The sequence below is a fragment of the Pseudomonas morbosilactucae genome, assembly GCF_023241665.1.
GTDB classification, from domain to species: domain Bacteria; phylum Pseudomonadota; class Gammaproteobacteria; order Pseudomonadales; family Pseudomonadaceae; genus Aquipseudomonas; species Aquipseudomonas morbosilactucae.
On the sequence record NZ_JALQCX010000058.1, the window covers coordinates 17554 to 44032 of the forward strand.

At 62.5% G+C, this 26479-nt stretch carries 23 protein-coding genes; 15 read left to right on the forward strand and 8 right to left on the reverse strand.

What is annotated here, in order from left to right:
• Window positions 1-245 precede the first annotated feature (245 nt).
• The 7 genes from glpE to M1B35_RS26565 form a co-directional block, all read right to left on the reverse strand.
• Window positions 246-575 (reverse strand): thiosulfate sulfurtransferase GlpE, encoded by a 330-nt coding sequence (gene glpE / locus M1B35_RS26535; protein WP_268263541.1) that lies wholly within the window; start codon window positions 573-575, stop codon window positions 246-248.
• 31 nt (window positions 576-606) lie between these two features.
• Window positions 607-1479 carry a symmetrical bis(5'-nucleosyl)-tetraphosphatase gene (locus tag M1B35_RS26540; protein ID WP_123327467.1) on the reverse strand — a complete coding sequence of 291 codons (873 nt, stop codon included), beginning with the start codon at window positions 1477-1479 and terminating at the stop codon, window positions 607-609.
• Between the two features lies 1 nt (window position 1480).
• Entirely contained in the window at window positions 1481-1861 is a 381-nt protein-coding gene (gene apaG / locus M1B35_RS26545; protein WP_123327466.1) for a Co2+/Mg2+ efflux protein ApaG, read from the reverse strand.
• 123 nt (window positions 1862-1984) lie between these two features.
• On the reverse strand, window positions 1985-2803 hold the full coding sequence (gene rsmA, locus M1B35_RS26550) for a 16S rRNA (adenine(1518)-N(6)/adenine(1519)-N(6))-dimethyltransferase RsmA (RefSeq protein WP_123327465.1): 819 nt from the start codon (window positions 2801-2803) through the stop codon (window positions 1985-1987).
• Window positions 2800-3789 carry a 4-hydroxythreonine-4-phosphate dehydrogenase PdxA gene (pdxA, locus tag M1B35_RS26555; protein WP_268263542.1) on the reverse strand — a complete coding sequence of 330 codons (990 nt, stop codon included), beginning with the start codon at window positions 3787-3789 and terminating at the stop codon, window positions 2800-2802. Before pdxA ends, rsmA begins: the two co-directional genes overlap by 4 nt.
• Window positions 3786-5102 (reverse strand): peptidylprolyl isomerase SurA, encoded by a 1317-nt coding sequence (gene surA, locus M1B35_RS26560; protein ID WP_148053446.1) that lies wholly within the window; start codon window positions 5100-5102, stop codon window positions 3786-3788. The genes pdxA and surA overlap by 4 nt, the downstream gene beginning before the upstream one ends.
• On the reverse strand, window positions 5083-7878 hold the full coding sequence (locus tag M1B35_RS26565; protein ID WP_268263543.1) for an LPS-assembly protein LptD: 2796 nt from the start codon (window positions 7876-7878) through the stop codon (window positions 5083-5085). The genes surA and M1B35_RS26565 overlap by 20 nt, the downstream gene beginning before the upstream one ends.
• Window positions 7879-8008: 130 nt before the next feature.
• On the opposite strand from M1B35_RS26565, the gene M1B35_RS26570 reads away from it, so the two are divergent.
• Genes M1B35_RS26570 through M1B35_RS26580 form a run of 3 tightly spaced genes read left to right on the forward strand, consistent with a single transcriptional unit; the run spans window position 8009 to window position 10471 of the window.
• A complete protein-coding gene (locus tag M1B35_RS26570) occupies window positions 8009-9034 on the forward strand; it encodes an aminoglycoside phosphotransferase family protein (protein WP_268263544.1) in 1026 nt (341 codons plus the stop codon).
• The gene (murU, locus tag M1B35_RS26575) at window positions 9031-9702 is read left to right on the forward strand and encodes an N-acetylmuramate alpha-1-phosphate uridylyltransferase MurU (protein WP_123327460.1); all 672 of its coding nucleotides are present in this window, start codon (window positions 9031-9033) and stop codon (window positions 9700-9702) included. The genes M1B35_RS26570 and murU overlap by 4 nt, the downstream gene beginning before the upstream one ends.
• Before the next feature lies 1 nt (window position 9703).
• The gene (locus M1B35_RS26580; protein WP_123327459.1) at window positions 9704-10471 is read left to right on the forward strand and encodes a DnaJ domain-containing protein; all 768 of its coding nucleotides are present in this window, start codon (window positions 9704-9706) and stop codon (window positions 10469-10471) included.
• 61 nt (window positions 10472-10532) lie between these two features.
• On the opposite strand, the gene M1B35_RS26585 is transcribed toward M1B35_RS26580, so the two are convergent.
• Window positions 10533-11531: an alpha/beta hydrolase family protein gene (locus M1B35_RS26585; protein WP_268263545.1), complete on the reverse strand. Its 999-nt coding sequence runs from the start codon at window positions 11529-11531 to the stop codon at window positions 10533-10535.
• 74 nt (window positions 11532-11605) lie between these two features.
• On the opposite strand from M1B35_RS26585, the gene M1B35_RS26590 reads away from it, so the two are divergent.
• The 12 genes from M1B35_RS26590 (at window position 11606) to M1B35_RS26645 (ending at window position 26435) form a co-directional block, all read left to right on the forward strand.
• Window positions 11606-13999, forward strand: a complete 2394-nt coding sequence (locus tag M1B35_RS26590) for a PAS domain-containing sensor histidine kinase (RefSeq protein ID WP_268263546.1) — start codon at window positions 11606-11608, stop codon at window positions 13997-13999.
• A 40-nt stretch (window positions 14000-14039) separates the two neighbouring features.
• Entirely contained in the window at window positions 14040-14669 is a 630-nt protein-coding gene (locus M1B35_RS26595; RefSeq protein ID WP_123327456.1) for a response regulator, read from the forward strand.
• Window positions 14670-14899: 230 nt separating this feature from the next.
• Complete coding sequence (locus M1B35_RS26600) at window positions 14900-16024, forward strand: ABC transporter ATP-binding protein (protein WP_123327455.1); 1125 nt, start codon at window positions 14900-14902, stop codon at window positions 16022-16024.
• A 44-nt stretch (window positions 16025-16068) separates the two neighbouring features.
• Window positions 16069-17112 carry an ABC transporter substrate-binding protein gene (locus M1B35_RS26605; RefSeq protein ID WP_123327454.1) on the forward strand — a complete coding sequence of 348 codons (1044 nt, stop codon included), beginning with the start codon at window positions 16069-16071 and terminating at the stop codon, window positions 17110-17112.
• A gap of 68 nt (window positions 17113-17180) precedes the next feature.
• Window positions 17181-18428 carry an ABC transporter permease gene (locus M1B35_RS26610; protein WP_123327453.1) on the forward strand — a complete coding sequence of 416 codons (1248 nt, stop codon included), beginning with the start codon at window positions 17181-17183 and terminating at the stop codon, window positions 18426-18428.
• Between the two features lie 13 nt (window positions 18429-18441).
• Window positions 18442-19266: an ABC transporter permease gene (locus M1B35_RS26615; protein WP_123327452.1), complete on the forward strand. Its 825-nt coding sequence runs from the start codon at window positions 18442-18444 to the stop codon at window positions 19264-19266.
• Window positions 19267-19369: 103 nt separating this feature from the next.
• A complete protein-coding gene (locus tag M1B35_RS26620; protein ID WP_268263547.1) occupies window positions 19370-20743 on the forward strand; it encodes a sigma-54 interaction domain-containing protein in 1374 nt (457 codons plus the stop codon).
• A gap of 195 nt (window positions 20744-20938) precedes the next feature.
• The gene (locus M1B35_RS26625) at window positions 20939-22087 is read left to right on the forward strand and encodes an iron-containing alcohol dehydrogenase (RefSeq protein ID WP_268263548.1); all 1149 of its coding nucleotides are present in this window, start codon (window positions 20939-20941) and stop codon (window positions 22085-22087) included.
• Between the two features lie 79 nt (window positions 22088-22166).
• On the forward strand, window positions 22167-23600 hold the full coding sequence (locus tag M1B35_RS26630; RefSeq protein WP_123327449.1) for a hypothetical protein: 1434 nt from the start codon (window positions 22167-22169) through the stop codon (window positions 23598-23600).
• A gap of 116 nt (window positions 23601-23716) precedes the next feature.
• Window positions 23717-24865 carry an iron-containing alcohol dehydrogenase gene (locus M1B35_RS26635; protein WP_268263549.1) on the forward strand — a complete coding sequence of 383 codons (1149 nt, stop codon included), beginning with the start codon at window positions 23717-23719 and terminating at the stop codon, window positions 24863-24865.
• Window positions 24866-24945: 80 nt separating this feature from the next.
• A complete protein-coding gene (gene rpe / locus M1B35_RS26640; RefSeq protein ID WP_123327447.1) occupies window positions 24946-25620 on the forward strand; it encodes a ribulose-phosphate 3-epimerase in 675 nt (224 codons plus the stop codon).
• Entirely contained in the window at window positions 25617-26435 is an 819-nt protein-coding gene (locus tag M1B35_RS26645; RefSeq protein ID WP_123327446.1) for a phosphoglycolate phosphatase, read from the forward strand. Before rpe ends, M1B35_RS26645 begins: the two co-directional genes overlap by 4 nt.
• The last annotated feature ends 44 nt before the right edge of the window (window positions 26436-26479 follow it).

The window sequence follows — 26479 nt, forward strand, 5'->3', positions numbered from 1 at the left end:
GGCCCGCAACTGAGCGTCCAGTTGTGGTTTACCCCCCAGAACACCTTCAAAGCTATCGACCTTGAAAGCTAGTACCGATGACCCGCTCGCCGGTGTACCGGCTCTCCCCTGATTTGGATGGCCTGTGGCTAAGGATAGTTCGGAATCGGAGAGGTCAAGGCGAGATGGGGAATTAGTTGCGGCTGACCGTTCGTCAGCGTCCGCTTCAGCCCGCGTAAGACGCGGGCTAGAGGTGCAGAAAAAAATTATTCGGCAGTGCCTTGGGCGATTTCCGTCGGGTAAGTGGTGCGCCACAGTTCAAAGCCGCCGTCGAGGCTGTAGACCTCGGAGAAGCCCTGGCTGACCAGGTACGCCGCAGCACTCTGGCTGGAGTTGCCGTGGTAGCAGACCACGACCAGCGGGGCATCGAGATCGGCGGCGCGGATAAAGTCTGAAATGGAATGGTTGTCCAGATGCAGGGCGCCACTGATGTGGTTCAAGGCATAGGTTTGCGGATCGCGAATATCCACCACGACCGCGCCTTGTTCGCGCAGTGCCTGGGCTTGTTCTGGGGGGATGCGTTTGAATTCGCTCATGGCGGGCTCCTGGGGCTTGGTTGGCGGCGCGTTATGGGCGCTCGGCCGTGACGGGCATGGGGGTGGGCGGAAGAGGTGCGGCATGGCCCTGAGTGTCGCAGTCGCAACTCAGGCGTACGCCGGTGTCGACATTCAGCAGGGTCATGGCGCCGCCCCAGACACAGCCGGTGTCCAGGGCGAAGATGCCAGGTTCGCTGCATTTGCCCTCGAGGGCGGCCCAGTGGCCAAAGATGATCCTCAGGCCTTTGGTCTTGCGCTCTTTATGTTGGAACCAGGGCTCGTATCCCGGTGGGGCGGTCTCGACCCCTTCCTTGCTCTTGAGGTCGAGTTTGCCGTCACTGGTACAGAAACGCATGCGGGTGAAGTAGTTGGTGATCACTCGCAGCCGGGTAACGCCCTTGAGGTCGTTGTCCCACTTCGCCGGGTCGTTGCCGTACATGCCATCCAGGTAGGGCTCGAAAAGGTTGTCGTCTTGCAACGCCTCTTCGACTTCGCTGGCGCATTTGAGGGCTTTCTTCAGGGACCACTGAGGAGGAATGCCGGCGTGAACCATGGCCACTTCGCGCAGTTCGTCATAGTGCATGAGCTTCTGCTGGCGCAGCCATTGCAGCAGGGTTTCGCCATCAGGCGCCTGGAGGATCTCGCGCAGGGTGTCGCTTTTTTTCAAGCGCTCGACATTGCGCCAGGCAGCCAGCAGGTGCAGGTCATGATTGCCCAGCACGCAGACCAGCGAGTCGCGCATGCCGTGGAGAAAACGCAGGGTATCCAGGGACTGGGGCCCGCGGTTGACCAGATCGCCCACCAGCCACAGGTGATCCTTGGCAGGGTCGAAGGCGACCTGCTTGAGCAGGCACTGCAGTGGCTCCAGGCAGCCTTGCAGATCGCCGACAGCGTAGGTCGTCATCTCAGTGCAGGGCTCCGGGCACCGCCAGGCGGAACGGCGCAATGATCGCGTCGAAGTGCTTGCCGTCCTCGGCGAGCATCTCGTAGCTGCCTTGCATGTTACCCACGCGGGTGGTCATCACGGTGCCGCTGCTGTAGGTGTGGCTGTTGCCCGCTGCGATCAGCGGTTGTTGGCCAACCACGCCAGCGCCACGCACTTCTTCGACATGGCCGTCACCGTCGGTGATCACCCAGTGCCGCGACAGCAGCTTGGCAGCCAGGGAGCCGTTGTTCTGCACGGTGATGGTGTAGGCAAAAGCGAAGCGATTGTGCTCGGGTTGCGATTGTTCTGCCAGAAAGCGGGTGACGACGCTGACGTCGACCTGATAGCGGGGATCGGACATGCAAGGGGCCTTTAAAACAAAGCGGAGCGCGGGACGAAGCTGACGGGAATCAGTCTAGGTCAAGTACCGGGTAGTAAACCAGACATCGCGCCTGGCGTCCTACCCGATAACCATCAGGGCTTGTCAGTCGGCGCTGGGTTTCTCGAGGGGCTGTTCGCTGAGCTTGTCGGCCAGGCGCACGAAGGCGGCAAGGTCGAGCTGTTCCGGGCGCAGGCTGCCGTCGACGCCGGCGGCTTCGATTTCGGCGCTCGAGAGCAGTGCCTTGAGAGTGTTGCGCAAGGTCTTGCGGCGCTGGTTGAAGGCTTCGCGAACAATGCGTTCCAGCAGGCGGTGGTCTTTGGCCGGGTGCGGAAGCACCGCATGAGGGACTAGGCGCACGATGGCCGAGTCGACTTTCGGCGGTGGGTTGAACGCACCTGGGCCGACGTTGAACAGGTGCTCCACGCGGCAGTGGTACTGGACCATGATCGACAAGCGCCCCCAATCACCGCCACCCGGGCCGGCCGCCAGGCGCTCGACCACTTCCTTTTGCAGCATGAAGTGCATGTCGCGGATCAGCCCGGCGTTCTGCAGCAGGTGGAAGATCAGCGGTGTGGAGATGTTGTAGGGCAGGTTGCCGACCACTCGCAGGCTGTTCGGTGCAGCGCCCAGGGTGTTGAAGTCGAACTTCAGGGCGTCGCCTTGGTGCAGGCTGAAATTGCTCTTGCCGGCGAACTGCTGGTTGAGGATCGGGATCAGGTCCTTGTCCAGCTCCACCACGTCCAGTTGGGCGCCGCTGTTGAGCAGGCCTTCGGTGAGCGCACCCTGGCCCGGGCCGATTTCCAGCATGCGGTCATCTGGCTTGGCGTGAATGGAGCGCAGGATACGGTCGATTACGCCAGCGTCATGCAGGAAGTTCTGGCCGAAGCGCTTGCGCGCCCGGTGTTGGTAATGCTCGGTCATAAACGGGTCTCGGCCATCTGGTAGGCGGTTTCCAGGGCGACCTGCAGGCTGCCGGTGTCGATGTTGCCGCTGCCGGCCAGATCCAGGGCGGTGCCGTGGTCGACTGAGGTGCGGATGATCGGCAAACCGAGGGTCACGTTGACTGCGGCGCCGAAACCTTTGTATTTCAGCACGGGCAGGCCTTGGTCGTGGTACATCGCCAGCACCGCGTCGCAGTGCTCCAGATATTTGGGGTTGAACAGAGTGTCGGCGGGCAGCGGACCGCGCAGGTCCATGCCTTCGTTGCGCAGACGCTCCAGGGTGGGTTCGATAATGTCGATTTCTTCATGGCCCAGATGCCCGCTTTCGCCGGCATGAGGGTTGAGCCCGCAGACAAGAATGCGTGGCTGGGCGATGCCGAACTTGTCACGCAGGTCGGCATGCAGAATGCGCGTCACTCGTTCCAGGCGCTCTGCAGTGATGGCGTCGGCCACCTCTCGCAGGGGCAGGTGAGTGGTCACCAGGGCCACGCGCAGGCCGTGGGTGGCCAGCATCATGACCACTTGCGGAGTGTGGGTCAGGTCAGCGAGGAATTCGGTGTGCCCGGAGAAGGCAATACCTGCGTCGTTGATCACACCTTTGTGCACCGGGGCCGTGATCATCCCGGCGAAATGCCCATCCAGGCAGCCTTGGCCTGCGCGGGTGAGGGTTTCGAGGACAAATGCGGCATTGGCCTGATCAAGCTGGCCGGTGATAACTCTATTGGCCAGCGCGGTGTCCCAGACATACAGGCTGCCTGCCGGTGCGGGTGCATCGGGCAGGCTGTCCAGGGTGACCGGCAACAACCTGACCGCCACACCCAACTGCGCGGCCCGCTCTAGGAGCAGGTCGCGGCTGGTAATGGCAATCAGGGGGTGAGGCTGGGGTTGCGAGGCGAGCAGCAGGCACAGGTCAGGACCTATACCGGCCGGCTCGCCGGGTGTCAGAGCGAAACGCTGGGGTTTCACTGTGCCGCCTGGTCAGCGCCAGGAAGTTTGATCTCGACGTAGGCTTCGTCGCGGATCTGACGCAACCAGGTCTGCAGCTCTTCGTCGTATTTACGGTTACGCAATACGGTCATGGCTTGCTGCTCGCGGGCCTGGCTGGTGCTGTCGGTGGCACGACGGCCAAGGACTTCCAGGACGTGCCAGCCATACGGGCTCTTGAACGGCTTGGACAGCTGACCTTGCGGGGTCTTGGCCATCACTTCGCGGAACTCGGGCACCAGGGCGTTCGGGTCGATCCAGTTCAGGTCGCCGCCGTTAAGTGCGGAGCCCGGGTCTTCCGAGTAGCTTTTTGCCAGTTCGGCAAAGTCTTCGCCGGCTTCGATGCGCTCGTAGAGTTTCTGCGCCAGGCGCTTGGTCTCTTCTTCGCTGCGGATTTCGCTTGGTTTGATCAGGATGTGGCGAACATGGACTTCGTCCCGCACCTGATTGCCACCGCCGCGCTTCTCCAGCAGCTTGAGGATGATGAAGCCGCCAGGCGTACGCGCTGGCTGAGTGATATCGCCTACGGACATGGCGCTCAGCTCGCGGTCGAAAGGCGGTGGCAGTTGAGCGGCCTTACGCCAGCCCATGTCGCCGCCTTCCAAGGCGTTGTCGCTGCCGGAGCGAGCGATGGCCATCTGGGCGAAGTCAGCGCCTTGCTTGAGTTGCTGATAGACCTCCATCGCCTGGCGCGCGGCACCCTGAATCGCTTCCGAGTTGGCGCTTTCCGGGGTCGGGATCAGGATGTTGGCCAGGTGCAGTTCTTCGGACAGCTGCATCTTGCCCAAGTCGGAAGCCAGGAAGTTTTTCACTTCTTGCTCGGAGACCTGGATGCGTTCGGCGACACGGCGCTGCCGTACACGGCTGATGACCATCTCGCGACGGACCTGGTCACGGGCGTCTTCATAAGACAGGCCGTCGTGGGCCAGGGCCGCACGGAACTGATCGATGCTCATGTTGTTGCGCTGGGCGATGGTGCCGATGGCCTGGTTCAGCTCTTCATCGGTGATACGGATGCCGGAACGTTCGCCGATCTGCAGTTGCAGGTTCTCGACGATCAGGCGTTCCAGTACCTGTTGTTCCAGGACGCTGGTGGGCGGCACGCCACCGCCACGCTTGGCGATGGTTTGCTGAACCTCTTGGACCCGCTGGTCCAATTGGCTCTGCATGACCACGTCGTTGTCGACGATGGCCACGACCTTGTCGATGGACTGCACCGCGGCGCTGGCCGCGGTACTCAGGAACAGCGCGCCCAGCATCAGCGGGCGCAGACAATCAGAAAGCTTGGTCTTCACGTTCACGATAACCTTGGATGCCTTTGTCGAGGAAGCTCTCTACCTTGGTGCCCATGACGCCACCGAGTCCCTTCAGAACAATTTGGAGGAAGATGCCGCGGTCGCCTTTTTCGTTCTCCGGAGCGTTCTGACTGAACTCGTCATACTTGACCCAGTAACGGCTGATCAGGCGCAGTTTCCAGCAGCAGTTGTCGTACTCGAAACCACCAAAGGCTTCCAGCGTGCGGTTGCGGTTGTAGTCGTACTGCCAGCGGCTGATGGCGTTCCATTGCGGCACGATCGGCCAGATCACCGAGAAGTCGTGCTGCTGGATCTTGTAGTAGTCCTTCACGTAGTCCGCAGTGCCTGGGGTGCCGTAGTCGCCGCCGACCTTCCAGGTGCCGCTGTTTTCGTCGTAGCGGATCTGGTCGTTGCGATAACGGTAGCCGGCGTTGATAACCTTGTTCGGGTTGTCTTCAGGCTGGTAGTGGAACATCGCGCTGCCGGAACGCGGGCTGTGGCTGTCCGGATCCCAGTTGTAGCTGGCAGTGGTACGCCAGTCGCGGTTGAAGCGATATTCGTACTCGACCGCGTAAGGCGAGACATTGGAGGTGGCATCGGCGCGTTCACGATAATCCAGGCCCGGCAGTTGTACGGTGCGGTCCTTGAAGTACAGCGCCTGGCCGACACTGACCCGTTGACGTTCGAAGCCATTCTCTTCGATCCAGCGGTTGGTCAGTCCCAGGGACAGTTTGTTCTCGTCACCTACACGGTCCGAACCGGAGAAGCGGTTTTCCCGGAACAGCGAAGCGTAGTTGAACGAGTACTCACCGGTATCGAATACCGGGATGTCCTTCTGGTCTTCCTCGGGAACATAGAGGTAGAACAGGCGAGGTTCCAGGGTCTGGCGGTACTTGGTGCCGAACCATTGAGTATCACGGTCGAAGTACAGGCCGCTGTCGACGCTGACGATTGGCAGGCCACGGTTCTGCGAGCTGCTGAACGACTCGCCCAGCGCGGAAGCGCGGCTGCGGTTGGTCACCAGGTCGTTTTTGCCTTGCCCGTCAAGATCAAGGTTGTACTGGGTGTACATGTACTTGACCGAAGGGGTCACGTAACCGTATGTCCAGTTCAGCGGCAGGCTGACGCCAGGCTTGAGGTTCAGGCGATCGCCGTTGGCGCGAGCCAGGCCGGCGACGTTGGTGTCCAGGCGGTCTTCGGGGTCGCCGTCCTGATCGGTATAGGTACCTGTAAGCAGGTCACGCTCAAAGCGCACCAGCTCAGTGTTGTAGGTGAACTCCAGGCCTTCCGGATGGTAAGGCAGGGTCCCATCAAGGGTCAGCTGAGGCAGGCGGTTGTAAGGCGTGATGTTGGAAACACTCGCCAGCTCATAAGCCTGCACATTGAGGCGCGCAGTGTAGCTGTCGCCCCGGTAGGTGGCCGCCGCTTGCTGATTGACGTAGTCCGACGTGGAGATGCCGATCTGTTCCGATTGCAGATCCTGGAAGTAGTACGGATCGCTGATCTTGGTGTAGTCGACTTCGGTCATCAGGCGCGAATCAAGCCCGCCCTTGTGCTGCCAGTTGAGCATGTAGCGGGTTTTTTCGTAGTCGGTCTGCTTTTTGCGCTCGGTGTCGTCGTCGTTGAGGTACGCGGCGCCGAACTGACCTTCGCTGCTCTGCGTCAGGTAACGGAACTCGCCTTCCATCAACAGCCCGCGTTTGCTCATATAACGCGGGTAGACGGTGGCATCGTAGTTCGGTGCCAGGTTGAAGTAGTACGGCGTTACCATCGTGAAGCCGGTATCGCTGCCGGTGCCGATGGTCGGCGGCAGGAAGCCGGACTGACGACGATCGTCAATCGGGAAATAGATGTACGGGGTGTAGAGCACCGGAATGTCTTTGACCCGCAGCGTGACGTTGGTCGCGGTACCGAAGCCGGTGGCCGGGTTCAAGGTGATGTTGTTGCCCTTGAGCTGCCAGGCGTTGCTGTTCGGTTCACACGAGGTGTACGTACCATCCTTGAGGCGGATGATGGCGTTCTCTGCGCGCTTGGCGTACAGCGCGCTGCCACGGATTCGCGATTTGTGCAGCACGTATTCGGCGTTGTCGACCTTGGCCTCGCCGGTGTCCAACTGTACGTCGGCGTGGTCGCCGACCAGCAGGGCGCCGTTGTCGCGCACACGCACGTTGCCGTTCAGCTCGCCGCGGTTCTCAGCCTGGTAGAGGCTGGCCTCGTCGGCTTCGACTTGCATGCTGCCTTGGCGCATGACCACGTCACCCGCCAGGGTCGCAACTTGATCTTCCTGCTGATAACGCGACGCCTTGGCACCGATAAAGGTCGGGGCGTCACTTTTATTCGTCTTGTCATTCATGCCAGGACGAATCGGTTCGATATAGGAACCAGAGCAGTAAGGACCGGTCTCGGCCAGTTGGGCGGCGGTGAGCTTCTCGCGCGGTACCCAGTCGAGGTGACTGTAGTCTTCGCTGCGTGACTTCAGGCCACGGCCTTTGGCTTCGGTGACCAGCACGGGCTTGTTGCCAGTTTCGGCGGTGGAGCCACTGTCAGCCGGGGTTTCGCCAGTGGAGCTGGCGACGCCGACGTCATGCACCGGACGCGGAGGGAGCTGGGCGGCGTTGCTTTTCGGCGCGCAGGCCCAGCCACCCGAAGCAGAGACTGAGCAGTCATACTGTTCCGCGGCGACCACGAAGGAAGTGGCTAGAGGTTGCAGGGCCAGCAAACCGCCGGTAACCAACAACGGAAATTTTTTACGAAACGCGGGGGATTTCAATGCCATCTTATTAGTCCGGGCTTCCTGCGTGCCATCTGCCCGCGGTGGGGGCCGCACGCCTCTCGATGGTCTGAAAAAGATGCTGGATAATAAAGCATGACCCGCTTGACGGCTAGCGCCGTCGGAGACCCTTGCAATGCCTGACCAAGATGTACGCTTGCAACACCTGAAAGTTTGGCTCGATGAGCAGTTGGCAATCGTTTATGCAGCACAAGGCTGGGGTGCAGTGCCCCCGGCCACATTGACCGCGGCCAGCAGTGACGCCAGTTTCCGGCGTTATTTCCGTTGGCAGGGCGAGGGCCGCAGCTTTGTGGTGATGGACGCGCCGCCGCCTCAGGAAAACTGCAAGCCCTTCGTCGATATCGCCCATTTGCTCGCCACGTCGGGAATAAATGTGCCGAAAATTTATGCCGAGGATCTGGCCCGCGGTTTTCTTTTGCTCAATGACCTGGGCAATCAGACCTACCTCGACGTCATCGACAGCGACAATGCCGATGCCTTGTTCAACGATGCCCTGACTGCGTTGCTGGCCTTCCAGCAATTGCCGATGCAGGCGCCGCTGCCCAGTTATGACGTGGCGCTGTTGCGCCGCGAGCTGGAGCTGTTCCCCGAGTGGTACGTCGGCCGCGAGCTGGGAGTCGAGCTCGACCCCGCGCAACGTGGCCAATGGCAGCGGGTCAGCGACCTGCTGATCGACAGCGCCCTGGCTCAGCCCAAGGTGCTGGTGCATCGCGACTACATGCCGCGCAACCTGATGCTCAGCGAGCCTAACCCGGGCGTGCTGGATTTCCAGGATGCGGTCTATGGGCCGGTGACCTATGACGTCACGTGCCTGTTCAAGGATGCCTTCCTCAGTTGGCCCGAGGCGCGAGTGCGCACCTGGTTGGAGGCTTACTGGCGCCAGGCCGGTGAGCGGGGCATTCCGGTCCAGCCGGACTTCGACGACTTCCTGCGCGCCAGCGATTTGATGGGCGTGCAGCGACACCTCAAGGTCATCGGGATTTTTGCGCGGATCTGCCATCGCGACGGCAAGCCGCGCTACCTGGCCGACGTGCCGCGTTTCTTTGCTTATATAGAAGCCGTGTTGCTGCGTCGGCCGGAGTTGGCGGAGCTGGGTGAGCTGCTGGCCAGTTTGCGCGCCTCGGTCGGAGCCGACTCATGAAGGCAATGATCCTGGCGGCAGGCAAGGGCGAGCGCATGCGCCCCTTGACCCTGACCACACCCAAGCCCCTGATCCGCGCGGGCGGCGTGCCGTTGATCGAGTACCACCTGCGGGCACTGGCCGCTGCGGGGTTTACCGACATCGTCATCAACCACGCCTGGCTGGGCCAGCAGATCGAGGATTACCTGGGGGACGGTTCGCGCTGGGGCGTGCGTATCCAGTACTCCCCCGAGGGCGAGCCGCTGGAAACCGGCGGCGGTATTTTCCGCGCCTTGCCGTTGTTGGGGGATGAGCCGTTCCTGGTGGTCAATGGCGATATCTGGACCGACTACGACTTCAGCGTCCTGCACGCGCCGATCCATGGCTTGGCGCATCTGGTGTTGGTGAGCAATCCCCCCCATCACCCTGCAGGCGACTTCAGCCTGGTGGAGGATGAGGTGTGCGAGCCGCAGCCGGGCGAGTCGACCCTGACCTACAGCGGTGTTTCGGTGTTGCACCCGGAGTTGTTTGCCGGTTGCGCAGCGGGGGCGTTCAAGCTGGCGCCGCTGCTGCGCAAGGCGATGGCGGACGGCCAGGTGTCTGGCGAGACGTTGCGCGGTCACTGGGTGGATGTCGGCACCCTGGAGCGTCTGGCCGAGGTTGAACAGCTGCTAGAAGCGAGTCGCTGAGATGTTATGGCCAGGGACTCTGATTGGAGCCGGAGCGGGGTTTGCCATCGCCAGTATTCCGGGGGCCATATTGGGCGCGTTATTGGGGCAGGCGCTGGATCGGCGCCTGCAGTTGCACAGCTGGGCCCATGTGCGCGAGCGCTTGGGCGGTCGTCCGGCGCTGCGCAATGATGAACTGCTGTTCGTGCTCTTGGGGCGCCTGGCCAAAAGTGATGGTCGGGTAGTGGATGGGCATATCCAGCAGGCGCGCCAGGAAATGCGCGCCCTGGAAATGGCCGAGTCGGCCCAGCGTCGGGCGATTGCGGCGTTCAACCGGGGTAAGTCGGGCAATGATCGTTTGCGCGGTTACCTGCGGCGCCTCGGGGCTCAGCCCCATGCGGCAGAGGGCGTGTTGCGCGCGTGCTGGCGCATGGTCTGGGCCGATGGGCGAGCGGGCAGCGCCGAGCGTGAATTGCTGCTGCTATGGGGCAAGTGGTTGGGGTGGAGTGCGCCGCAGGTTCAGGCCTTGGCCCATGACTATGAGCCCAACAAGCGACCGCTCACCAACAGTGCCGGGAGTTATCAGGATGCGTTGCGCCTGCTCGGTGTTTCCGCCACCAGTGAGCCGGCGCAGATCAAGCGTGCCTATCGACGCCTGCTCAGTCGGCACCACCCGGACAAGATTGCCGGCACCGGCGCCACCGCCAATGAGGTGCGTGAGGCCACCGAGAAGACCCGTGAACTGCACAGCGCCTACACGTTGATCCGCCAGCGCCGGGACTTTCGTTAAACCGCGTCGCTCGTGGCGCGCCTGCCAGCTAAGGCAGCAGGTGCGCTACGGGCGGTTGGGTTCAACCCTCGACGTTTTGCGGGCTCAACCAGCCGCGTATGCGCCGGAACAGTTGCTCCTGCTGTGCGGCGCTGTTGCCCGGCAAGGCCTTGAGGGCGATCTGGGTAAAGTCCGCGGCCTTTTGCCGTTTGCTGGCTTGCAAACGCTCCAGCGCAGCTTTTTGCGCCTGGGGCTGGTCCTTGTAGAAAAAATCCGCAGTGGGCAGTTTCAACGTCGGGGTCACGGCCGCCAGCTCCGGCTTGCCGATGGCCGGTGTCTGGGCCGCGACCATCACCAGCTTCTGCACCTGGGCCGGTTGTTTTTCGCTCAGGTAGCGCGCCGCCCAATAGGCGCCGGTGCCATGGCCGAGCAAGACGATGCTGCGGGCGTTCTGTTGTTCGGCGAAGGCCAATACCGCGTCGATGCGGGCAAAGAGCCGTTCCGCGTCGGCCTTGGCCTGTTCGTCGGCGCTCTCGACCACTGCGCGGTCGGCAATATCGGCTTCACCGCCGGCGACCTGCTCGATGGGCTTGGCTTCGGTGCTGGCATCTTTGCTGCTGGCAACCTTGGCGTCAGGGGCTGGCGCAGGCGCTTCGACGACCCGTGCTTGCGCGGCGTCGCTCAACAGGTCGGGCAGGGTCAGGCTAAGGCTGCTCCACTCGGCGTTCGGCAACTTGTTGCGCAGCGGTGCAATGGCTTGCGGCCAGTCAGCGGTTTCCCCGGCCCCGGGGACGATAATCACCACGCCCTTCGGGTCGCTGGTGTTGGCGGGCTTCCACAGGGCGAGGAAAGTGTCGCCGCCCGCTTGCAGTTGCTGCTGTTCCTGGGGTGGAATCTGGCGCTCCAGGGCCGTGGCATCTTCCTGGCTGCGCTCGAGTAGCGGTTGACGTTCCTGGGGTTTTTCCTCGGCGGCCTTTTCCGTTGCGGCGGGTGCCGGTTCGGCGGCGCTGACAGAAAAGGCACAGGGCAGGATCAGCGACAGGCACAATGCGGGCAGTGCCGAGCGGTAGACAAAGGGCATCGGATATTCCAGGCCAGAAGTAATCCCGGCAGCCTAATGGGTTGGTCAGTATTTGTCAGTGGGTGAGAGTTCAGATGATGCGTATGCGCTGCCTGTTGGTTATCGGCTGTCTCTGCCTTCCCTTGATGGCCTGGGCGGCACCGGCCACTCCGGTGCCCGCCGTGCCCTTGAGCCAGGAGCAGCAGCAATGGCTCGAACAGCACAAGGAACTGCGGGTGGGCCTGGTGTTGCAGGCACCTTTCGCTTTGTACGACCGCCGCCTGCAACGCCTTTCCGGGGCCAACGTCGAGCTGATGCAATGGCTGGGCAAGGCGCTCAAGGTCGAGCTGAGCTGGCGCAACTTCCCTGACCAGGCCCAGTTGGAGAGAGCCCTGCGCGAGGGCGAGGTGGACATGGCGCCGGGGCTGAGCCAAACCCCGGCCGGGCTGCGCCTGTGGATGTTCAGCGACCCCTACATGCGCGTGCCGCAGTTGGTGGTGGGTGAGCGCAAAGGCTCCGGGGCTGTGGAACTGGAGAAGCTCGATAGCCAGTCCCGGGTCGCCGTGCGCATGCCCAGCACCGTGGCCGATTACCTGAAAGTCACCTATCCCAACCTGAATCTGCAGGGCGTCCCTCTGGAGCGCCAGGCCCTTCAATTGCTGCTCAGCCAGCAGGCGCGCTACGCGGTGGTCGATGAGGCCCAGCTCAGCCGGCTCTCGGGGGAGCCGGAGTTCGCCGAGCTGGCGGTGGTCGGCGATATCGGCCTGCCGCAACTGCTGCGTGTCGCCACCCGGCGCGACTGGCCCGAGTTGGCCAGCATCGTCGAGAACGGTTTGCATGCGATGCCGGCCAAGGAGCTGGAGCAACTGCACAACCGCTGGCTGCAACCCAAGTACCCGCGGTTGGCCGAGTCGCCGGGTTTTTGGCAGAACCTCAGCCTGATCGCCCTGGTGTTGCTGTTGGCCAGCATGGCCATTGTGGTCTGGCAGCGTCGCCAGCAACGCAACCTGGAGCAGAGCTTGCTGGCTGCCCGAGAGGATATTGCCTTGCGCGCGGCCGGTGAAGAAGCCCTGCGCCTGACCCAGTTCTCCATTGACCAGAGCACCGTGGGCATTCTCTGGGTCAACTGGGACAGCCATGTGCGTTATGCCAACCGGGCTGCCGAAGAGATGCTCGGTTACGTGGCGGGCGCTGTGATTGACCGGCCGTTGATCGACTTCGAGCCCAACCTGCACATGGACCGCTGGCTGAACCTGTGGAAGCGCGCCCGATCCAGCGAGGAGGGCGCGCAGAGTTTTGAAACCCAGTGTGTGAAAGCCGACGGCAGCATTTTGCCGGTGGACGTGTCTTTGAGTTTCCTGCGCTTTCGCGACAGTGAATACCTGGTGGTCTACCTCAATGACGTCACCGAGCGCCGCCGCGCCCTGGCCGCCCTGCGTGAAAGCGAAGCGCGACTGCAAGGCATTGCTGCCAATGTGCCGGGGCTGGTGTTTCGCCTGGAGCGGGCGCCGGTTACCGGGCAGATTGATTTTGCCTACATCAGCGAAGGCAGCGAGAGCCTGGTGGGCTATGCGCCGGCCGTGCTGAGCCACCGGGACATGGGGCTGCGCAGCCTGGTCCATCCCGACGACAAAGCCAGTTATCACTGCACCCAGGACCAGGCCCTGGACACCGACAGCGATTGGTCCTGGCAGGGGCGGATCCTGACGCGCCAGGGCGAGCAGCGCTGGGCGGAAATCAAGGCCATTACCCGGCGTCTCGACGACGGCGCCTTTGTCTGGGACGGCATTGTCTGGGACATCAGCGAGAGCAAGCGCATCGAGCTGGAGCTGGCCAGTTCCCGTGAGCAATTGCGTGAGCTCTCGGCGCACCTGGAAAGTGTGCGTGAAGAGGAAAAGGCCCACATCGCCCGGGAAGTGCATGACGAACTGGGGCAGATGCTCACCGTGCTCAAGCTGGAAACCTCCATGTGCGAGCTGGCCTATGCCCAGCTTGACCCGGGGCTGCACGAGCGGCTCAACAGCATGAAGCGCCTGATCGCCCAGTTGTTCCAGTTGGTGCGGGACGTGGCCACGGCCCTGCGCCCGCCGATCCTCGACGCCGGCATCGCTTCGGCCATCGAGTGGCAGGCCCGGCGTTTTGAAGCGCGTACGCAGATTCCTTGCCTGGTCCAGGTCCCCGACAACTTGCCGGTGCTCAGCGACGCCAAGGCCATCGGCCTGTTCCGTATCCTTCAAGAGGCGCTGACCAATGTCATGCGGCATGCGCAAGCGCATACTGTCGAACTCAGCCTGGCTCTGGAGGGCAATGAGTTGTGCATGAGCATCAGCGACGATGGTCAGGGTTTTGTCGCCGACGCCAGCCGGCCAACGTCCTTCGGCCTGGTGGGCATGCGTGAGCGGGTGCTGATCATGGGCGGTAGCCTGGTCTTGCACAGTGAGTTGGGGGAGGGCACGACCCTGAGCGTCAGGGTGCCCCTGGATGCGTGAACCACTGCTTTGATAACGTCCTGATAAAAAGGAGAACTGCGTGATTCGTGTACTGGTAGCCGAAGACCACACCATCGTTCGTGAAGGCATCAAGCAACTGATCGGCCTGGCCAAGGACCTGGTCGTGGTGGGCGAGGCGAGCAACGGTGAACAGTTGCTCGAAACCTTGCGCCATGTGCCGTGCGAGGTGGTGTTGCTGGACATCTCCATGCCCGGCGTCAACGGCCTGGAGGCGATTCCACGCATTCGCGCCTTGAACAACCCGCCGGCGATCCTGGTGCTGTCCATGCACGATGAGGCGCAAATGGCGGCCCGGGCGCTGAAGGTTGGCGCGGCGGGTTACGCCACCAAGGACAGCGATCCGTCGCTGTTGCTGACGGCGATTCGCAAAGTCGCTTCGGGCGGGCGCTACATCGACCCGGACTTGGCGGACCGCATGGTCTTCGAGGTCGGCCTGACGGACAGCCGGCCCCTGCATTCCTTATTGTCGGAGCGCGAATTTTCGGTGTTCGAGCGCCTGGCCCAGGGCGCCAACGTCAACGACATTGCCCAGCAACTGGCCCTGAGCAGCAAGACCATCAGCACCCACAAGGCGCGGCTGATGCAAAAGCTCAACATCACCTCCCTGGCCGAATTGGTGAAGTACGCGATGGAACACAAACTGCTCTAGCTGCCGCCACATACCCATTAACGACATCCCCGCCACCGGCCTTTGCCGGTTCTTGCCGCTTGCCGCTACACACTCGCCGTTGCTCTTATCCAATCCCGCCATCCTTGTAGGGCAATCCCTACACGCAACCTTCCATCCGGCTGAGGCCAATCTCTCCTACCCCCCGATTTGCGCGCTTTGCGGGCTCCACTAGGCTTGGTTCACAGCCGTCATAAACAAAAGGTGTGGGTATGAGCGAGGTCGATTCAAGTGCTGGGGCCAACGATGTTCTGGTCAGCTTTCGTGGTGTGCAAAAGAGCTACGACGGCGAGAACCTGATCGTCAAAGACCTCAACCTGGAAATTCGCAAAGGCGAATTCCTCACCCTGCTCGGGCCTTCGGGTTCCGGCAAGACCACCAGCCTGATGATGCTGGCCGGTTTCGAAACCCCGACCGCTGGCGAGATCCAGCTGGCCGGGCGCTCCATCAACAACGTGCCGCCGCACAAGCGCGACATCGGCATGGTGTTCCAGAACTACGCCTTGTTCCCCCACATGACCGTGTCCGAGAACCTGGGCTTTCCCCTGTCGGTACGCGGCCTGAGCAAGACCGACATCAGCGAGCGGGTCAAACGCGTGCTGAGCATGGTCCAGCTCGAGGCGTTCGCCCAGCGTTATCCGGCCCAGCTTTCCGGCGGCCAGCAGCAGCGGGTGGCCCTGGCTCGGGCCCTGGTGTTCGAGCCTCAGTTGGTACTGATGGACGAACCCCTCGGTGCCCTCGACAAGCAACTGCGCGAACACATGCAGATGGAGATCAAACACCTGCACCAGCGCCTCGGCGTGACCGTGGTCTATGTGACCCACGACCAGGGTGAAGCCCTGACCATGTCCGACCGCGTGGCGGTGTTCCACCAGGGCGAGATCCAGCAGATCGCCCCGCCGCGTACCCTCTACGAAGAACCGAAAAACACTTTTGTGGCCAACTTCATCGGCGAAAACAACCGCCTCAATGGCCGCCTGCACAGCCACACCGGCGACCGTTGCGTGGTCGAGCTGGGCCGGGGCGAGAAGGTCGAGGCCCTGGCGGTCAACGTCGGCAAGATTGGCGAGCCGGTGACCCTGTCGATCCGCCCGGAGCGTGTGAGCCTCAACGGTTCCAGTGAAAGCTGCGTCAACCGTTTCTCGGGGCGGGTGGCGGAGTTCATCTATCTGGGCGACCACGTCCGGGTTCGCCTGGAAGTCTGCGGCAAGGCCGACTTCTTCGTGAAACAGCCGATTGCCGAGCTCGATACTGCGCTGGCGGTGGGCGATGTGGTTCCGCTTGGCTGGCAAGTCGAGCACGTTCGTGCGCTTGACCCCCTTCTAGAGGCGAACTGATCGCCCCCTGGCAACACCAACCCTGCACGTGGAGAACACAATAAATGTTGAGATCCCTGAAATTCACCGCCCTGACACTGGGCTTGATGGGTGCGGCAAGCGCGATGGCGGCAGGCCCTGACCTGACCGTGGTGTCCTTTGGTGGGGCGAACAAGGCCGCGCAGGTCAAAGCCTTCTACGCACCTTGGGAAGCGGCGGGCCACGGCAAGATCGTCGCCGGCGAATACAACGGTGAAATGGCCAAGGTCAAAGCCATGGTCGACACCAAGAGCGTGTCCTGGGATCTGGTGGAAGTTGAATCACCGGAACTGTCCCGTGGTTGCGACGAGGACATGTTCGAACAACTGGACCCGGCCCTGTTCGGCAAGAACGAAGACTACGTCAAGGGCGCGATCCAGCCATGCGGCGTAGGCTTCTTTGTCTGGTCCACCGTGTTGGCCTACAACGCCGACAAGCTGAAAACCGCACCGACCAGCTGGGCTGATTTCTGGGACACCAAGCAGTTCCCGGGCAAGCGTGGCCTGCGTAAAGGCGCCAAATACACCCTGGAATTCGCCCTGATGGCCGACGGCGTTGCGCCGAAAGACGTCTACAAAGTGCTGGCCGGCAAAGATGGCCAGGACCGCGCGTTCAAGAAACTCGACGAGCTCAAGCCGAGCATCCAATGGTGGGAAGCCGGCGCCCAGCCGCCGCAGTATCTGGCCTCGGGTGACGTGGTCATGAGCTCGGCCTACAACGGCCGGATCGCTGCCGTGCAGAAAGAAAGCAACCTGAAAGTGGTGTGGAACGGCGGCATCTACGACTTCGATGCCTGGGCCATTCCTAAAGGCCTGTCCAAGGAGCGTGCCGAGGCAGCGAAGAAATTCATCGCGTTCTCGGTGCAGCCACAGCAGCAGAAGACCTACTCGGAAAACATCGCTTACGGCCCGGCTAACACCCAAGCAGTTCCGCTGTTGGCCAAAGACATCCTCAAGGACATGCCGACCACCCCGGAAAACATCGCCAACCAAGTGCAGATCGACGTCAGCTTCTGGGCTGACAACGGCGAGCAACTGGAGCAGCGCTTCAACGCCTGGGCTGCCAAGTAAGGCGTCCTGCAACTGCGTCGTCACCTCCGGGTGACGGCGCCATCGTTTAAAGTCTTGCGGAGTTTGTCATGACCATCACCGTTCCCCTGAACGCGGTCACCGGCCCCACCTTGAAGCAGCGTCTGGCACGTGCCGAGCGGGTCAACCGCTGGAAGGCTCAAGCCCTGATCGCGCCTCTGGTGCTGTTCCTGCTGCTGGTGTTCCTGGTGCCGATTGTGGCGCTGTTGTACAAGAGCGTCGGTAACCCGGAAGTGGTGGCAGGCATGCCGCGTACCGTTGCCGCCATCAGTGGCTGGGACGGTCGGGGCTTGCCGGCAGAACCGGCCTACAAGGCCTTGAGCGAAGACCTGGCCGAAGCACGCAAGAATCAAACCTTGGGCGACCTGTCCAAGCGCCTGAACATGGAGTTGGCCGGCTATCGCAGCCTGCTGACCAAAACTGCCCGGGCCCTGCCATTCAAGGCCGAGCCGAGCGCCTATAAAGAAGCCCTGGAAAGCCTGGACGAGCGTTGGGGCGACCCGGCCTACTGGCAGGCGATCCGTCGCAACACCAGCAGCCTGACGCCTTACTACCTGCTGGCCGCCGTGGACCACCGCATCGACGACCTCGGTGAAGTGGCGCCAGCCACCCCGGACCAGGCGATCTACCTGGACATCTTTGCCCGGACCTTCTGGATGGGCCTGGTGATCACCGCCATCTGCCTGGCCCTGGCCTATCCGCTGGCGTACCTGCTGGCCAACCTGCCGGCGCGCAAAAGCAACCTGCTGATGATCCTGGTGCTGCTGCCGTTCTGGACCTCGATCCTGGTGCGGGTGGCGGCGTGGATCGTGCTCTTGCAGTCCGGCGGCCTGATCAACAGCGCGCTGTTGGCCATGGGGGTGATCGACAAGCCCCTGGAGCTGGTATTCAACCGCACCGGGGTCTACATCTCCATGGTGCACATCCTGCTGCCGTTCATGATCTTGCCGATCTACAGCGTGATGAAAGGCATCTCCCCGACGTACATGCGCGCCGCGATTTCCCTGGGCTGCCATCCGTTCGCCAGCTTCTGGCGGGTGTACTTCCCGCAGACCTATGCCGGTGTGGGCGCCGGTTGCCTGTTGGTGTTCATCCTCGCCATTGGCTACTACATCACCCCGGCGCTGCTGGGCAGCCCGAACGATCAGATGGTCAGCTACTTCGTTGCCTTCTACACCAACACCAGCATCAACTGGGGCATGGCGACCGCACTGGGTGGGCTGCTGCTGTTGGCGACCATCGTGCTCTATCTGATTTACAGCTGGTTGGTGGGCGCCAGTCGCCTGCGCCTGAGCTAAGGAGAGAATCGAAATGCTGAGCCCTTACATGTCGCCCGTCGAACGGGTCTGGTTCTACAGCTTGCGGATTCTCTGCGGCTTGATCCTGTTGTTCCTGGTGTTGCCGGTGTTGGTGATCATCCCGCTGTCGTTCAACTCGGGGAGCTTCCTGGTGTACCCGTTGCAGGGCTTCTCGCTGCACTGGTACCAGGACTTCTTCGCCTCGGCGGAGTGGATGCGTGCCTTGAAGAACAGCATCATCGTTGCCCCGGCCGCGACCGTGCTGGCGATGATCTTCGGCACCCTTGCGGCCATCGGCCTGACCCGGGGCGATTTCCCCGGCAAGCCGTTGGTGATGGCCCTGGTTATTTCACCGATGGTGGTGCCGGTGGTGATCATCGGTGTGGCCAGCTACCTGTTCTTCGCCCCGCTGGGCCTGGGCAATAGCTTCTTCTCGCTGATCGTGGTGCATGCGGTGCTGGGCGTGCCGTTCGTCATCATCACCGTGTCGGCCACCCTGCAGGGCTTCAACCACAACCTGGTGCGTGCTGCGGCCAGCCTGGGGGCCTCGCCAGTGACCGCGTTCCGCCGGGTGACCTTGCCGTTGATCGCCCCCGGGGTGATCAGTGGGGCGTTGTTCGCCTTCGCCACCTCGTTCGATGAAGTGGTGGTGACCCTGTTCCTCGCCGGCCCCGAGCAAGCGACCCTGCCTCGGCAGATGTTCAGCGGCATCCGCGAGAACCTCAGCCCAACCATCGCCGCTGCGGCGACCCTGCTGATTGCCTTCTCGGTGATCCTGCTGCTGACCCTGGAATGGCTGCGTGGGCGCAGCGAGAAGCTGCGCACTGCCCAAGTCTGACCTCCCCCGGGCGGCCTTGAACTAAGGTCGGGGCCGCCGAATCACACCTGGCCGATGATCACCCGTAAACTTCGCGCTTCACGAGCCTACTGTGGAGTCACGGGTGAACTTCAACGACGCCAGCTTCGAAGAGCTGCTCAATGCCTTGCATGACGGTGTCTATATCACCGACGGCCAGGGCAAGACCCTCAAGGTCAACCAGGCCTACGAGCGCCTCACCGGCCTGAGTGGCGCCGACCTTTTGGGGCGGCAGATGCAGGAACTGGTGAAGTCCGGGCTGATCTCCCAATCCGCGTCGTTGCGGGTGTTGCAGGACGGCAAGCCGACGTCGGTGATGCAGAGCCTGAGCCAGGGCAAGAAGCTACTGGTCAGTGCCACGCCGATTCTCGCCGCCGACCAGAGCATCCGTTACGTGGTCAGCACCGTGCGCGACATGACCGAGCTGCTGCGCATGAAGCGTGAGCGCGACGAGCTGCAACAACTCAAGCAACTGCGCAACAGCACCGCGCGCCTGCATGCCGGTCAGCGTGACAACCTGCTGCAATCCCCCTTGATGGCCGACCAGGAAGTGTCGGGGCGAGTTTTCGCCCTGGCTCGGCAGGTGGCCGACTGTGATGTGAAGGTCTTGCTGCAGGGCGAGACCGGTGTCGGCAAGACCCTGGTGGCGCAATTTATCCACAACGCCAGTGGCCGCGCCAAGGAGCCGTTCCTGGCCCTGAACTGCGGGGCCTTGCCGGAGAACCTGATCGAGGCGGAGCTGTTCGGCTACGCCCCGGGCGCCTTCACCGGTGCCGGGACCAAGGGCAAGCGCGGGCTACTGGAACTGGCCCACAACGGCACCTTGTTCCTCGACGAGATTGGCGACCTGCCCCTGGCGGTGCAGGTCAAGCTGCTCAAGGTGATCGAGGAGAACCGCTTTATCCCGGTGGGCGGGCTGGAGCTCAAGGAGGTCGATGTGCGCATCATCAGCGCCACCCACCACGACCTCAAGCAGCAAGTGGCCGAGGGCAAGTTCCGCGCCGACCTGTATTACCGCCTGAACGTGGTGCCCATCAGCATTCCGGCATTGCGCGAGCGCAGCGAGGAAATCGGCCCCTTGCTCGAGTACTACCTGGCGCACTTCAACCAGCGCTATTCGCGACAGGCGCAGTGGAGCCTTGAGGCCCTGGAGTTGCTTGGGGAGTACGCCTGGCCGGGCAACATCCGTGAACTGATCAATGTGGTGGAGCGGCTGGTGGTGACCTGCAACAGCCAGGTCATCGAGGCCCTGGACCTGCCGGAAGACATCATCGATCGCCAGGCGCGCAACACCGACGACAGCCGCCTGCCATTGCGCAAGGTCCTGGAAAACGCCGAGCGCCAGGCCATCCGTGCGGCCTTGCAAGTGCACAAGACCACCCGCCTGGCCGCCAAGGCCCTGGGCGTCAGCCAGGCAACGGTGGTGCAGAAGATGAAGCGCTGGGAACACTCTGATTAGATTGCTGATCAACACCCGCCTCAGCGATTAGAAAAACAATCGCGTCTGCCCGGTCATTTTTCCTCCGAACCCCAGCAGGCCTTGATCTACAAGGCCTGCGACATGTTGGCACAGCTTTCGCTCTACAGCGTTCGAGCCCTTCGGAGTGCCGCCCCTGCGCGGCACTTGCCACAACAATTAATCAAGGCCGAGCTGATGAGTATTTCTGCGTTCAAAATTGCCAACAAACTGATTACTGGCCAAGGCGCCATCGAGCAACTGGCCGGCGAACTCACGCGCCTGAACATCAGCAACCCGCTGATCGTGACCGACGCGATCCTGGTCAAGTCCGGCACCGTCGACCTGGCCCTGGCCCACTTGGGTGGGCGTGCCTACGGGATTTTCGACGAGGTCAAGCCAGAGCCGGAAATTGCCATTGTCGAGGACTGCACCCGGGCCTACCGCGCCGGTGGCCACGATGGCTTGATCGGCTTGGGCGGCGGCAGCGCCATCGACATCGCCAAGGCCGTGGCGGCCTTTGCCGGCCATGACGGCCCGCTGGCGGAGCTGTTCGGTGTGGACCAGGTCAAGCGCAAAGGCCCACCGCTGATCGCCATCCCGACCACGGCGGGGACCGGTTCGGAGGTGACCAATGTGGCGATCCTTTCCGACAAAGAGGCCCAGTTGAAAAAGGGCATCGTCAGCGATTACCTGTTGCCGGATGTCGCGCTGGTGAGCCCGGTGATGACCTTGACCTGCCCACGGGGCGTGACCGCTGCCAGCGGCGTGGATGCCCTGGTGCATGCCATTGAGTCGTACCTGTCGGTGAATGCGTCGCCGATCACCGACGCCCTGGCGCTGGGGGCGATCCGCCTGATCGTCAAGGCGCTGCCCAAGGCGTACGCCAACCCCAACCATTTGCAGGCCCGTGAGGACATGGCCACCGCCAGCCTGATGGCCGGCATGGCGTTCGGCAACGCTGGCGTGGGTGCGGTGCATGCCTTGGCCTATCCCTTGGGTGGGCGTTTCAACATTGCCCACGGGGTGAGCAACGCCTTGCTGCTGCCCTATGTGATGGCCTGGAACAAGATGGCCTGCGTCGAGCGCTTCCGTGATATCGCCGCGGCCATGGGCGTGCAATTGGCTGGGCTGAGCGATCAGCAGGCGGCCGATCAAGCGGTGGAAGCGATGGCTGCGTTGTGCGCTGCCGTGGATATCCCCAAAGGCCTGCGCAGCTTCGCCGTGCCCGAGGATGCGATCCCGGCCATGGCCGTCGAGGCCAGCGGCATCGAACGCCTGATGCGCAACAACCCGCGCAAACTCAGCGCCGCCGATATCGAGCAGATCTACCGGGCCGCCTACTGATCGGCCTGTGCCTGCGGCGGTCCGTGCCGCTGCAGGCGGTTTTACACCGCAACCAATTCCAATAAGACAGGTGCAGTTGATGCCAACGCCTTCCGATACACGGCACGAGTCGCCGTATATACCCCTTGGCCCGTTCAAGGTGCGTTTACCCGTTATTCACTACAAGCTCGAACTGCCGGATTACCTGCAGGGCCTGCTGATGTGCGCCGTCGACCTGGCGGCCATTCCCCTGATGACCGAATTCCTCGGCATGCCGTTTGAAATCGCCCTGGCTGTGGTGATGCTCAATGGCCTGTTGTACCTGGCGCACCACTTGCTGGGCGACCCGGTGGTACCCGGCTGGATCACCCCGGCGGTGCCTTTGTTGATGGCTTACTGTTCGCAGTTCCCCATGGGCCCGGAGCGTGTCCATGCCTTGATTGCCTTCCAGTTGATGCTCGGGGTGTTTTCCATTGCCCTGGGTGCCACCGGCATGGCGCGCAAGGTGGTGGGGTTTGTGCCGTCGGCGATCAAGTCGGGGATTATCGTCGGCGCCGGCATCAGCGCGGTGACCGCGGTGTTCCAGGTCGGCGGCAAGTTCGACAGCCTGCCCTGGACCATTTCCATCGCCATCGGCATCGCGTTCTACCTGATCTTTTCCCAGCATTTTGCCCAGCTCAAGCTGCGTAACCGCTTCTGGTGGAACTTCGCCAAGCTCGGCATCTTGCCGATCATCCTGCTGGCGGTGGTGATCGCACCGCTGTTTGGCGAAGCGCCGTGGCCGACCATCCAGTGGGGCTTCAGCAAACCGGACTTCGCGGGGCTGTGGAATAACTACACGGTGTTCGGTCTGGGCATGCCGCCGCTGTCGATGTTCATCACGGCGCTGCCGACCATGCTGGCGGTGTACATCATCGTTTTCGGCGATGTGCTCAGCGCCAAGGTGCTGCTGGATGAAGCCGAGCAGATCCGCAAGGACGAGAAAATCGACTACGACCCGGACCGTTCGCACCTGATCTTCGGTGGGCGCAACGCCTTCATGAGTATTTTTGGTCCGGATATCGCCATGTGCGGGCCGAAGTGGGCGGCGATGCTGGTGGTGGTGATCGAGCGCTTCAAGGGCGGCCCCAAGGCCATGAAGTCGATCTACGGCGGCATGGGCTCGTTCCGCTGGGGCACCAACACCGGCCTGCTGCTGTTGCCGGTGGTGACCCTGGTGCAGCCGATTCTCGGCGTGGCGCTGGCCTTGACCTTGTTGATCCAGGGCTACGTCAGTGTGCGCCTGGGGATTTTAGAGGCCCGCAGCCAGCGTGACCTGGGGATTGCCGGGGTGATCGGTGCCGTACTGGCGATCAAGGGCGCGAGCTGGGGTTTTGCCATTGGCGTGGTGCTGTGCCTGCTGATTTACGGCAAGAACTTCTTCAAAGGTGAAAACGACCGCACCTTCAGCAAGGACCTGGATTGCGCCGACGCACCACCCGCACCCAGCGCGGCGCCTGTGAGCGCGACCAAGGTGCGTGAGGAAGTGGCCTAAGCCCGCCACAACCGAGGACGCCAGGCCGGGTGGGCCTGCCTGGCGTCCTGCACTGACAATTGCCAATCCCCAGCTACGCTTGTGCCAGCCCCACTTCTAACAAGAGGCATGAGCCCATGAGTATTTCCTCTTTCAAGAGCGCCCATAAACTCCTGACCGGCGCCGGCGCCATCGAGCAGCTCGGTGCCGAGCTGACGCGCCTGGATGTCGACCATCCGCTGATCGTCACCGACGCCGCGCTGGTCAAGTCCGGCACTGTGGGGCTGGCCCTGGCGCAGCTGGGGGAGCGCAGTTACGAGATTTTCGACCGCGTGCAGCCTGATCCGGAGATTGCCATCGTTGAGGATTGCATGCGGGTCTACCGCGAAGGCGGGCACGACGGGCTGATTGGCCTGGGCGGCGGCAGTGCCATCGATATCGCCAAGAGCGTGGGCGCCTATGCCGGTTACCACGGAGCATTGGCAGACTTGTTCGGCGTCGACCAGGTGCCGCGCAAAGGGCCACCGCTGATCGCCATTCCAACCACCGCCGGCACCGGTTCGGAGGTGACCAATGTGGCGATTCTCTCGGACCGTAAAGCCCAGCTGAAAAAGGGCATCGTCAGTGACTACCTGCTGCCGGATGTGGCACTGGTCAGCCCGCAGATGACCCTGACTTGTCCCCGCAGCGTCACTGCGGCCAGTGGGGTGGACGCCCTGGTGCATGCCGTCGAGGCCTACCTGTCGCTGAATGCCTCGCCGATCACCGATGCCCTGGCGATCGGCGCCATCAAGTTGATCGCCAAGGCCTTGCCCAAGGCTTACGCCAATCCGTCGCACCTGCAGGCTCGGGAAGACATGGCCACCGCCAGTTTGATGGCCGGCATGGCCTTCGGGAATGCCGGGGTGGGCGCGGTGCATGCCCTGGCCTACCCGTTGGGCGGGCGCTTTCATGTGTCCCACGGGGTCAGCAACGCGCTGTTGCTGCCGTATGTGATGGCCTGGAACAAGCTGGCCTGTGTCGAACGCATGCAGGACATTGCCGAAGCCATGGGGGTGAAGACGGCGCGACTGAGTGCCGCAGAGGCCGCCGACAAAGCGGTGGAGGCCATGACCGCGCTGTGCACCGCCGTGGAAATCCCCCAAGGCCTGCGCAGTTTCGGCGTGCCCGAGGATGCGCTACCGGCCATGGCCCTGGAAGCCGCGGGCATTGAGCGCTTGATGCGCAACAATCCGCGCAGATTGAGCCCTGCTGATATCGAGAAAATCTACCGCGCTGCGTACTGATCATCGCGGTCACGGTGCGCGGGCCAAAGCATGAGGTATACAATGCGCGCCACCGTGATTCCGCTCAAAAAAGGTGCGTCATGCAGCCCTTCGCTATTGCTCCGTCGATTCTCTCCGCCGACTTCGCCCGCCTGGGTGAAGAAGTGGATAACGTTCTCGCCGCCGGCGCTGACATCGTGCACTTCGATGTCATGGACAACCACTATGTGCCGAACCTGACCATCGGCCCAATGGTCTGCTCCGCGCTGCGCAAGTACGGCATTACCGCGCCGATCGACGCACATTTGATGGTGTCCCCGGTGGATCGCATCATTGGCGACTTCATCGAAGCTGGCGCCACCTACATCACCTTCCACCCTGAGGCCACCCTGCACGTCGATCGCTCCCTGCAGATGATCCGTGAAGGCGGCTGCAAGGCCGGCCTGGTGTTCAACCCGGCGACCCCGCTGGACGTACTCAAGTACGTGATGGACAAGGTCGACATGGTGTTGCTGATGAGCGTCAACCCAGGCTTTGGCGGGCAGAAATTCATCCCTGGCACCCTGGACAAGCTGCGTGAGGCGCGGGCCTTGATCGATGCCTCCGGGCGCGATATACGCCTGGAAATCGACGGCGGGGTCAACGTCAACAACATCCGTGAAATCGCCGCGGCCGGTGCGGACACCTTTGTCGCCGGCTCGGCGATCTTCAATGCTCCGAATTACCAGGAAGTCATTGAGAAAATGCGTTCCGAACTGGCGCTGGCCCGACCATGAGCGCTTTTGAGCAGCTGTTTCCCGGGAGCCTGCCGCGGCTGGTGATGTTCGACCTGGATGGCACCCTGGTCGATTCGGTCCCCGACCTGGCGGCCGCTGTGGATGACATGTTGCTCAAGTTGGGGCGTCCGCCCGCTGGCATCGAATCGGTGCGCCAGTGGGTGGGCAACGGCGTGCAGATGCTGGTGCACCGGGCCCTGGCTAACAGCCTCGACCCTCAAGGTGTGGACGAGGCTGAAGCCGAGCAGGCCCTGGAATTGTTCAATGTTGCCTACGAAGACGGCCATGCGCTGACCGTGGTCTACCCCGGCGTGCGTGAAACCCTCAAGTGGCTGCACAAGCAGGGCGTGGAAATGGCCCTGATCACCAACAAACCGGAGCGCTTCGTCGCGCCCTTGCTGGACCAGATGAAGATCGGTCGTTATTTCCGCTGGATCATTGGCGGCGATACCTTGCCCCAGAAGAAACCTGACCCGGCGGCGCTGTTCTTTGTCATGAAAATGGCCAGCGTGCCGGCGTCCCAGTCGCTGTTCGTCGGCGACTCACGCAGTGACGTGCTGGCGGCCAAGGCGGCGGGGGTCAAGTGCGTGGCCTTGAGTTATGGCTACAACCATGGCCGGCCGATTGCCGAGGAATCTCCGGCGCTGGTGATCGACAATCTGCGGGCGCTGATCCCTGGTTGCTTAGAGACGGCCGCTGAGATAACGTTGCCCGACGCTGTTCAATCCCCTCCTGGAAATTCCATCGTGGTGGTCACTCGCAAACTCTGGATGAAAGTCATCAAGGCCTTGGCCCGCTGGCGTTGGCGCGCCTGATTTTTGTCTGGCCGGATCGTCCGGCACGTTTGCATACCTGACTG

Coding starts and splice junctions, on each gene's coding strand:
- M1B35_RS26570 (WP_268263544.1), top strand. CDS start 8,009: ATGCCTGACCAAGATGTACGCTTGCAACACCTGAAAGTTTGGCTCGAT.
- M1B35_RS26600 (WP_123327455.1), top strand. CDS start 14,900: ATGAGCGAGGTCGATTCAAGTGCTGGGGCCAACGATGTTCTGGTCAGC.
- rpe (WP_123327447.1), top strand. CDS start 24,946: ATGCAGCCCTTCGCTATTGCTCCGTCGATTCTCTCCGCCGACTTCGCC.
- rsmA (WP_123327465.1), bottom strand. CDS start 2,803: ATGACCGAGCATTACCAACACCGGGCGCGCAAGCGCTTCGGCCAGAAC.
- M1B35_RS26610 (WP_123327453.1), top strand. CDS start 17,181: ATGACCATCACCGTTCCCCTGAACGCGGTCACCGGCCCCACCTTGAAG.
- M1B35_RS26580 (WP_123327459.1), top strand. CDS start 9,704: ATGTTATGGCCAGGGACTCTGATTGGAGCCGGAGCGGGGTTTGCCATC.
- M1B35_RS26630 (WP_123327449.1), top strand. CDS start 22,167: ATGCCAACGCCTTCCGATACACGGCACGAGTCGCCGTATATACCCCTT.
- M1B35_RS26645 (WP_123327446.1), top strand. CDS start 25,617: ATGAGCGCTTTTGAGCAGCTGTTTCCCGGGAGCCTGCCGCGGCTGGTG.
- M1B35_RS26635 (WP_268263549.1), top strand. CDS start 23,717: ATGAGTATTTCCTCTTTCAAGAGCGCCCATAAACTCCTGACCGGCGCC.
- M1B35_RS26625 (WP_268263548.1), top strand. CDS start 20,939: ATGAGTATTTCTGCGTTCAAAATTGCCAACAAACTGATTACTGGCCAA.
- M1B35_RS26565 (WP_268263543.1), bottom strand. CDS start 7,878: ATGGCATTGAAATCCCCCGCGTTTCGTAAAAAATTTCCGTTGTTGGTT.
- murU (WP_123327460.1), top strand. CDS start 9,031: ATGAAGGCAATGATCCTGGCGGCAGGCAAGGGCGAGCGCATGCGCCCC.
- M1B35_RS26615 (WP_123327452.1), top strand. CDS start 18,442: ATGCTGAGCCCTTACATGTCGCCCGTCGAACGGGTCTGGTTCTACAGC.
- M1B35_RS26605 (WP_123327454.1), top strand. CDS start 16,069: ATGTTGAGATCCCTGAAATTCACCGCCCTGACACTGGGCTTGATGGGT.
- M1B35_RS26540 (WP_123327467.1), bottom strand. CDS start 1,479: ATGACGACCTACGCTGTCGGCGATCTGCAAGGCTGCCTGGAGCCACTG.
- apaG (WP_123327466.1), bottom strand. CDS start 1,861: ATGTCCGATCCCCGCTATCAGGTCGACGTCAGCGTCGTCACCCGCTTT.
- glpE (WP_268263541.1), bottom strand. CDS start 575: ATGAGCGAATTCAAACGCATCCCCCCAGAACAAGCCCAGGCACTGCGC.
- M1B35_RS26590 (WP_268263546.1), top strand. CDS start 11,606: ATGATGCGTATGCGCTGCCTGTTGGTTATCGGCTGTCTCTGCCTTCCC.
- M1B35_RS26585 (WP_268263545.1), bottom strand. CDS start 11,531: ATGCCCTTTGTCTACCGCTCGGCACTGCCCGCATTGTGCCTGTCGCTG.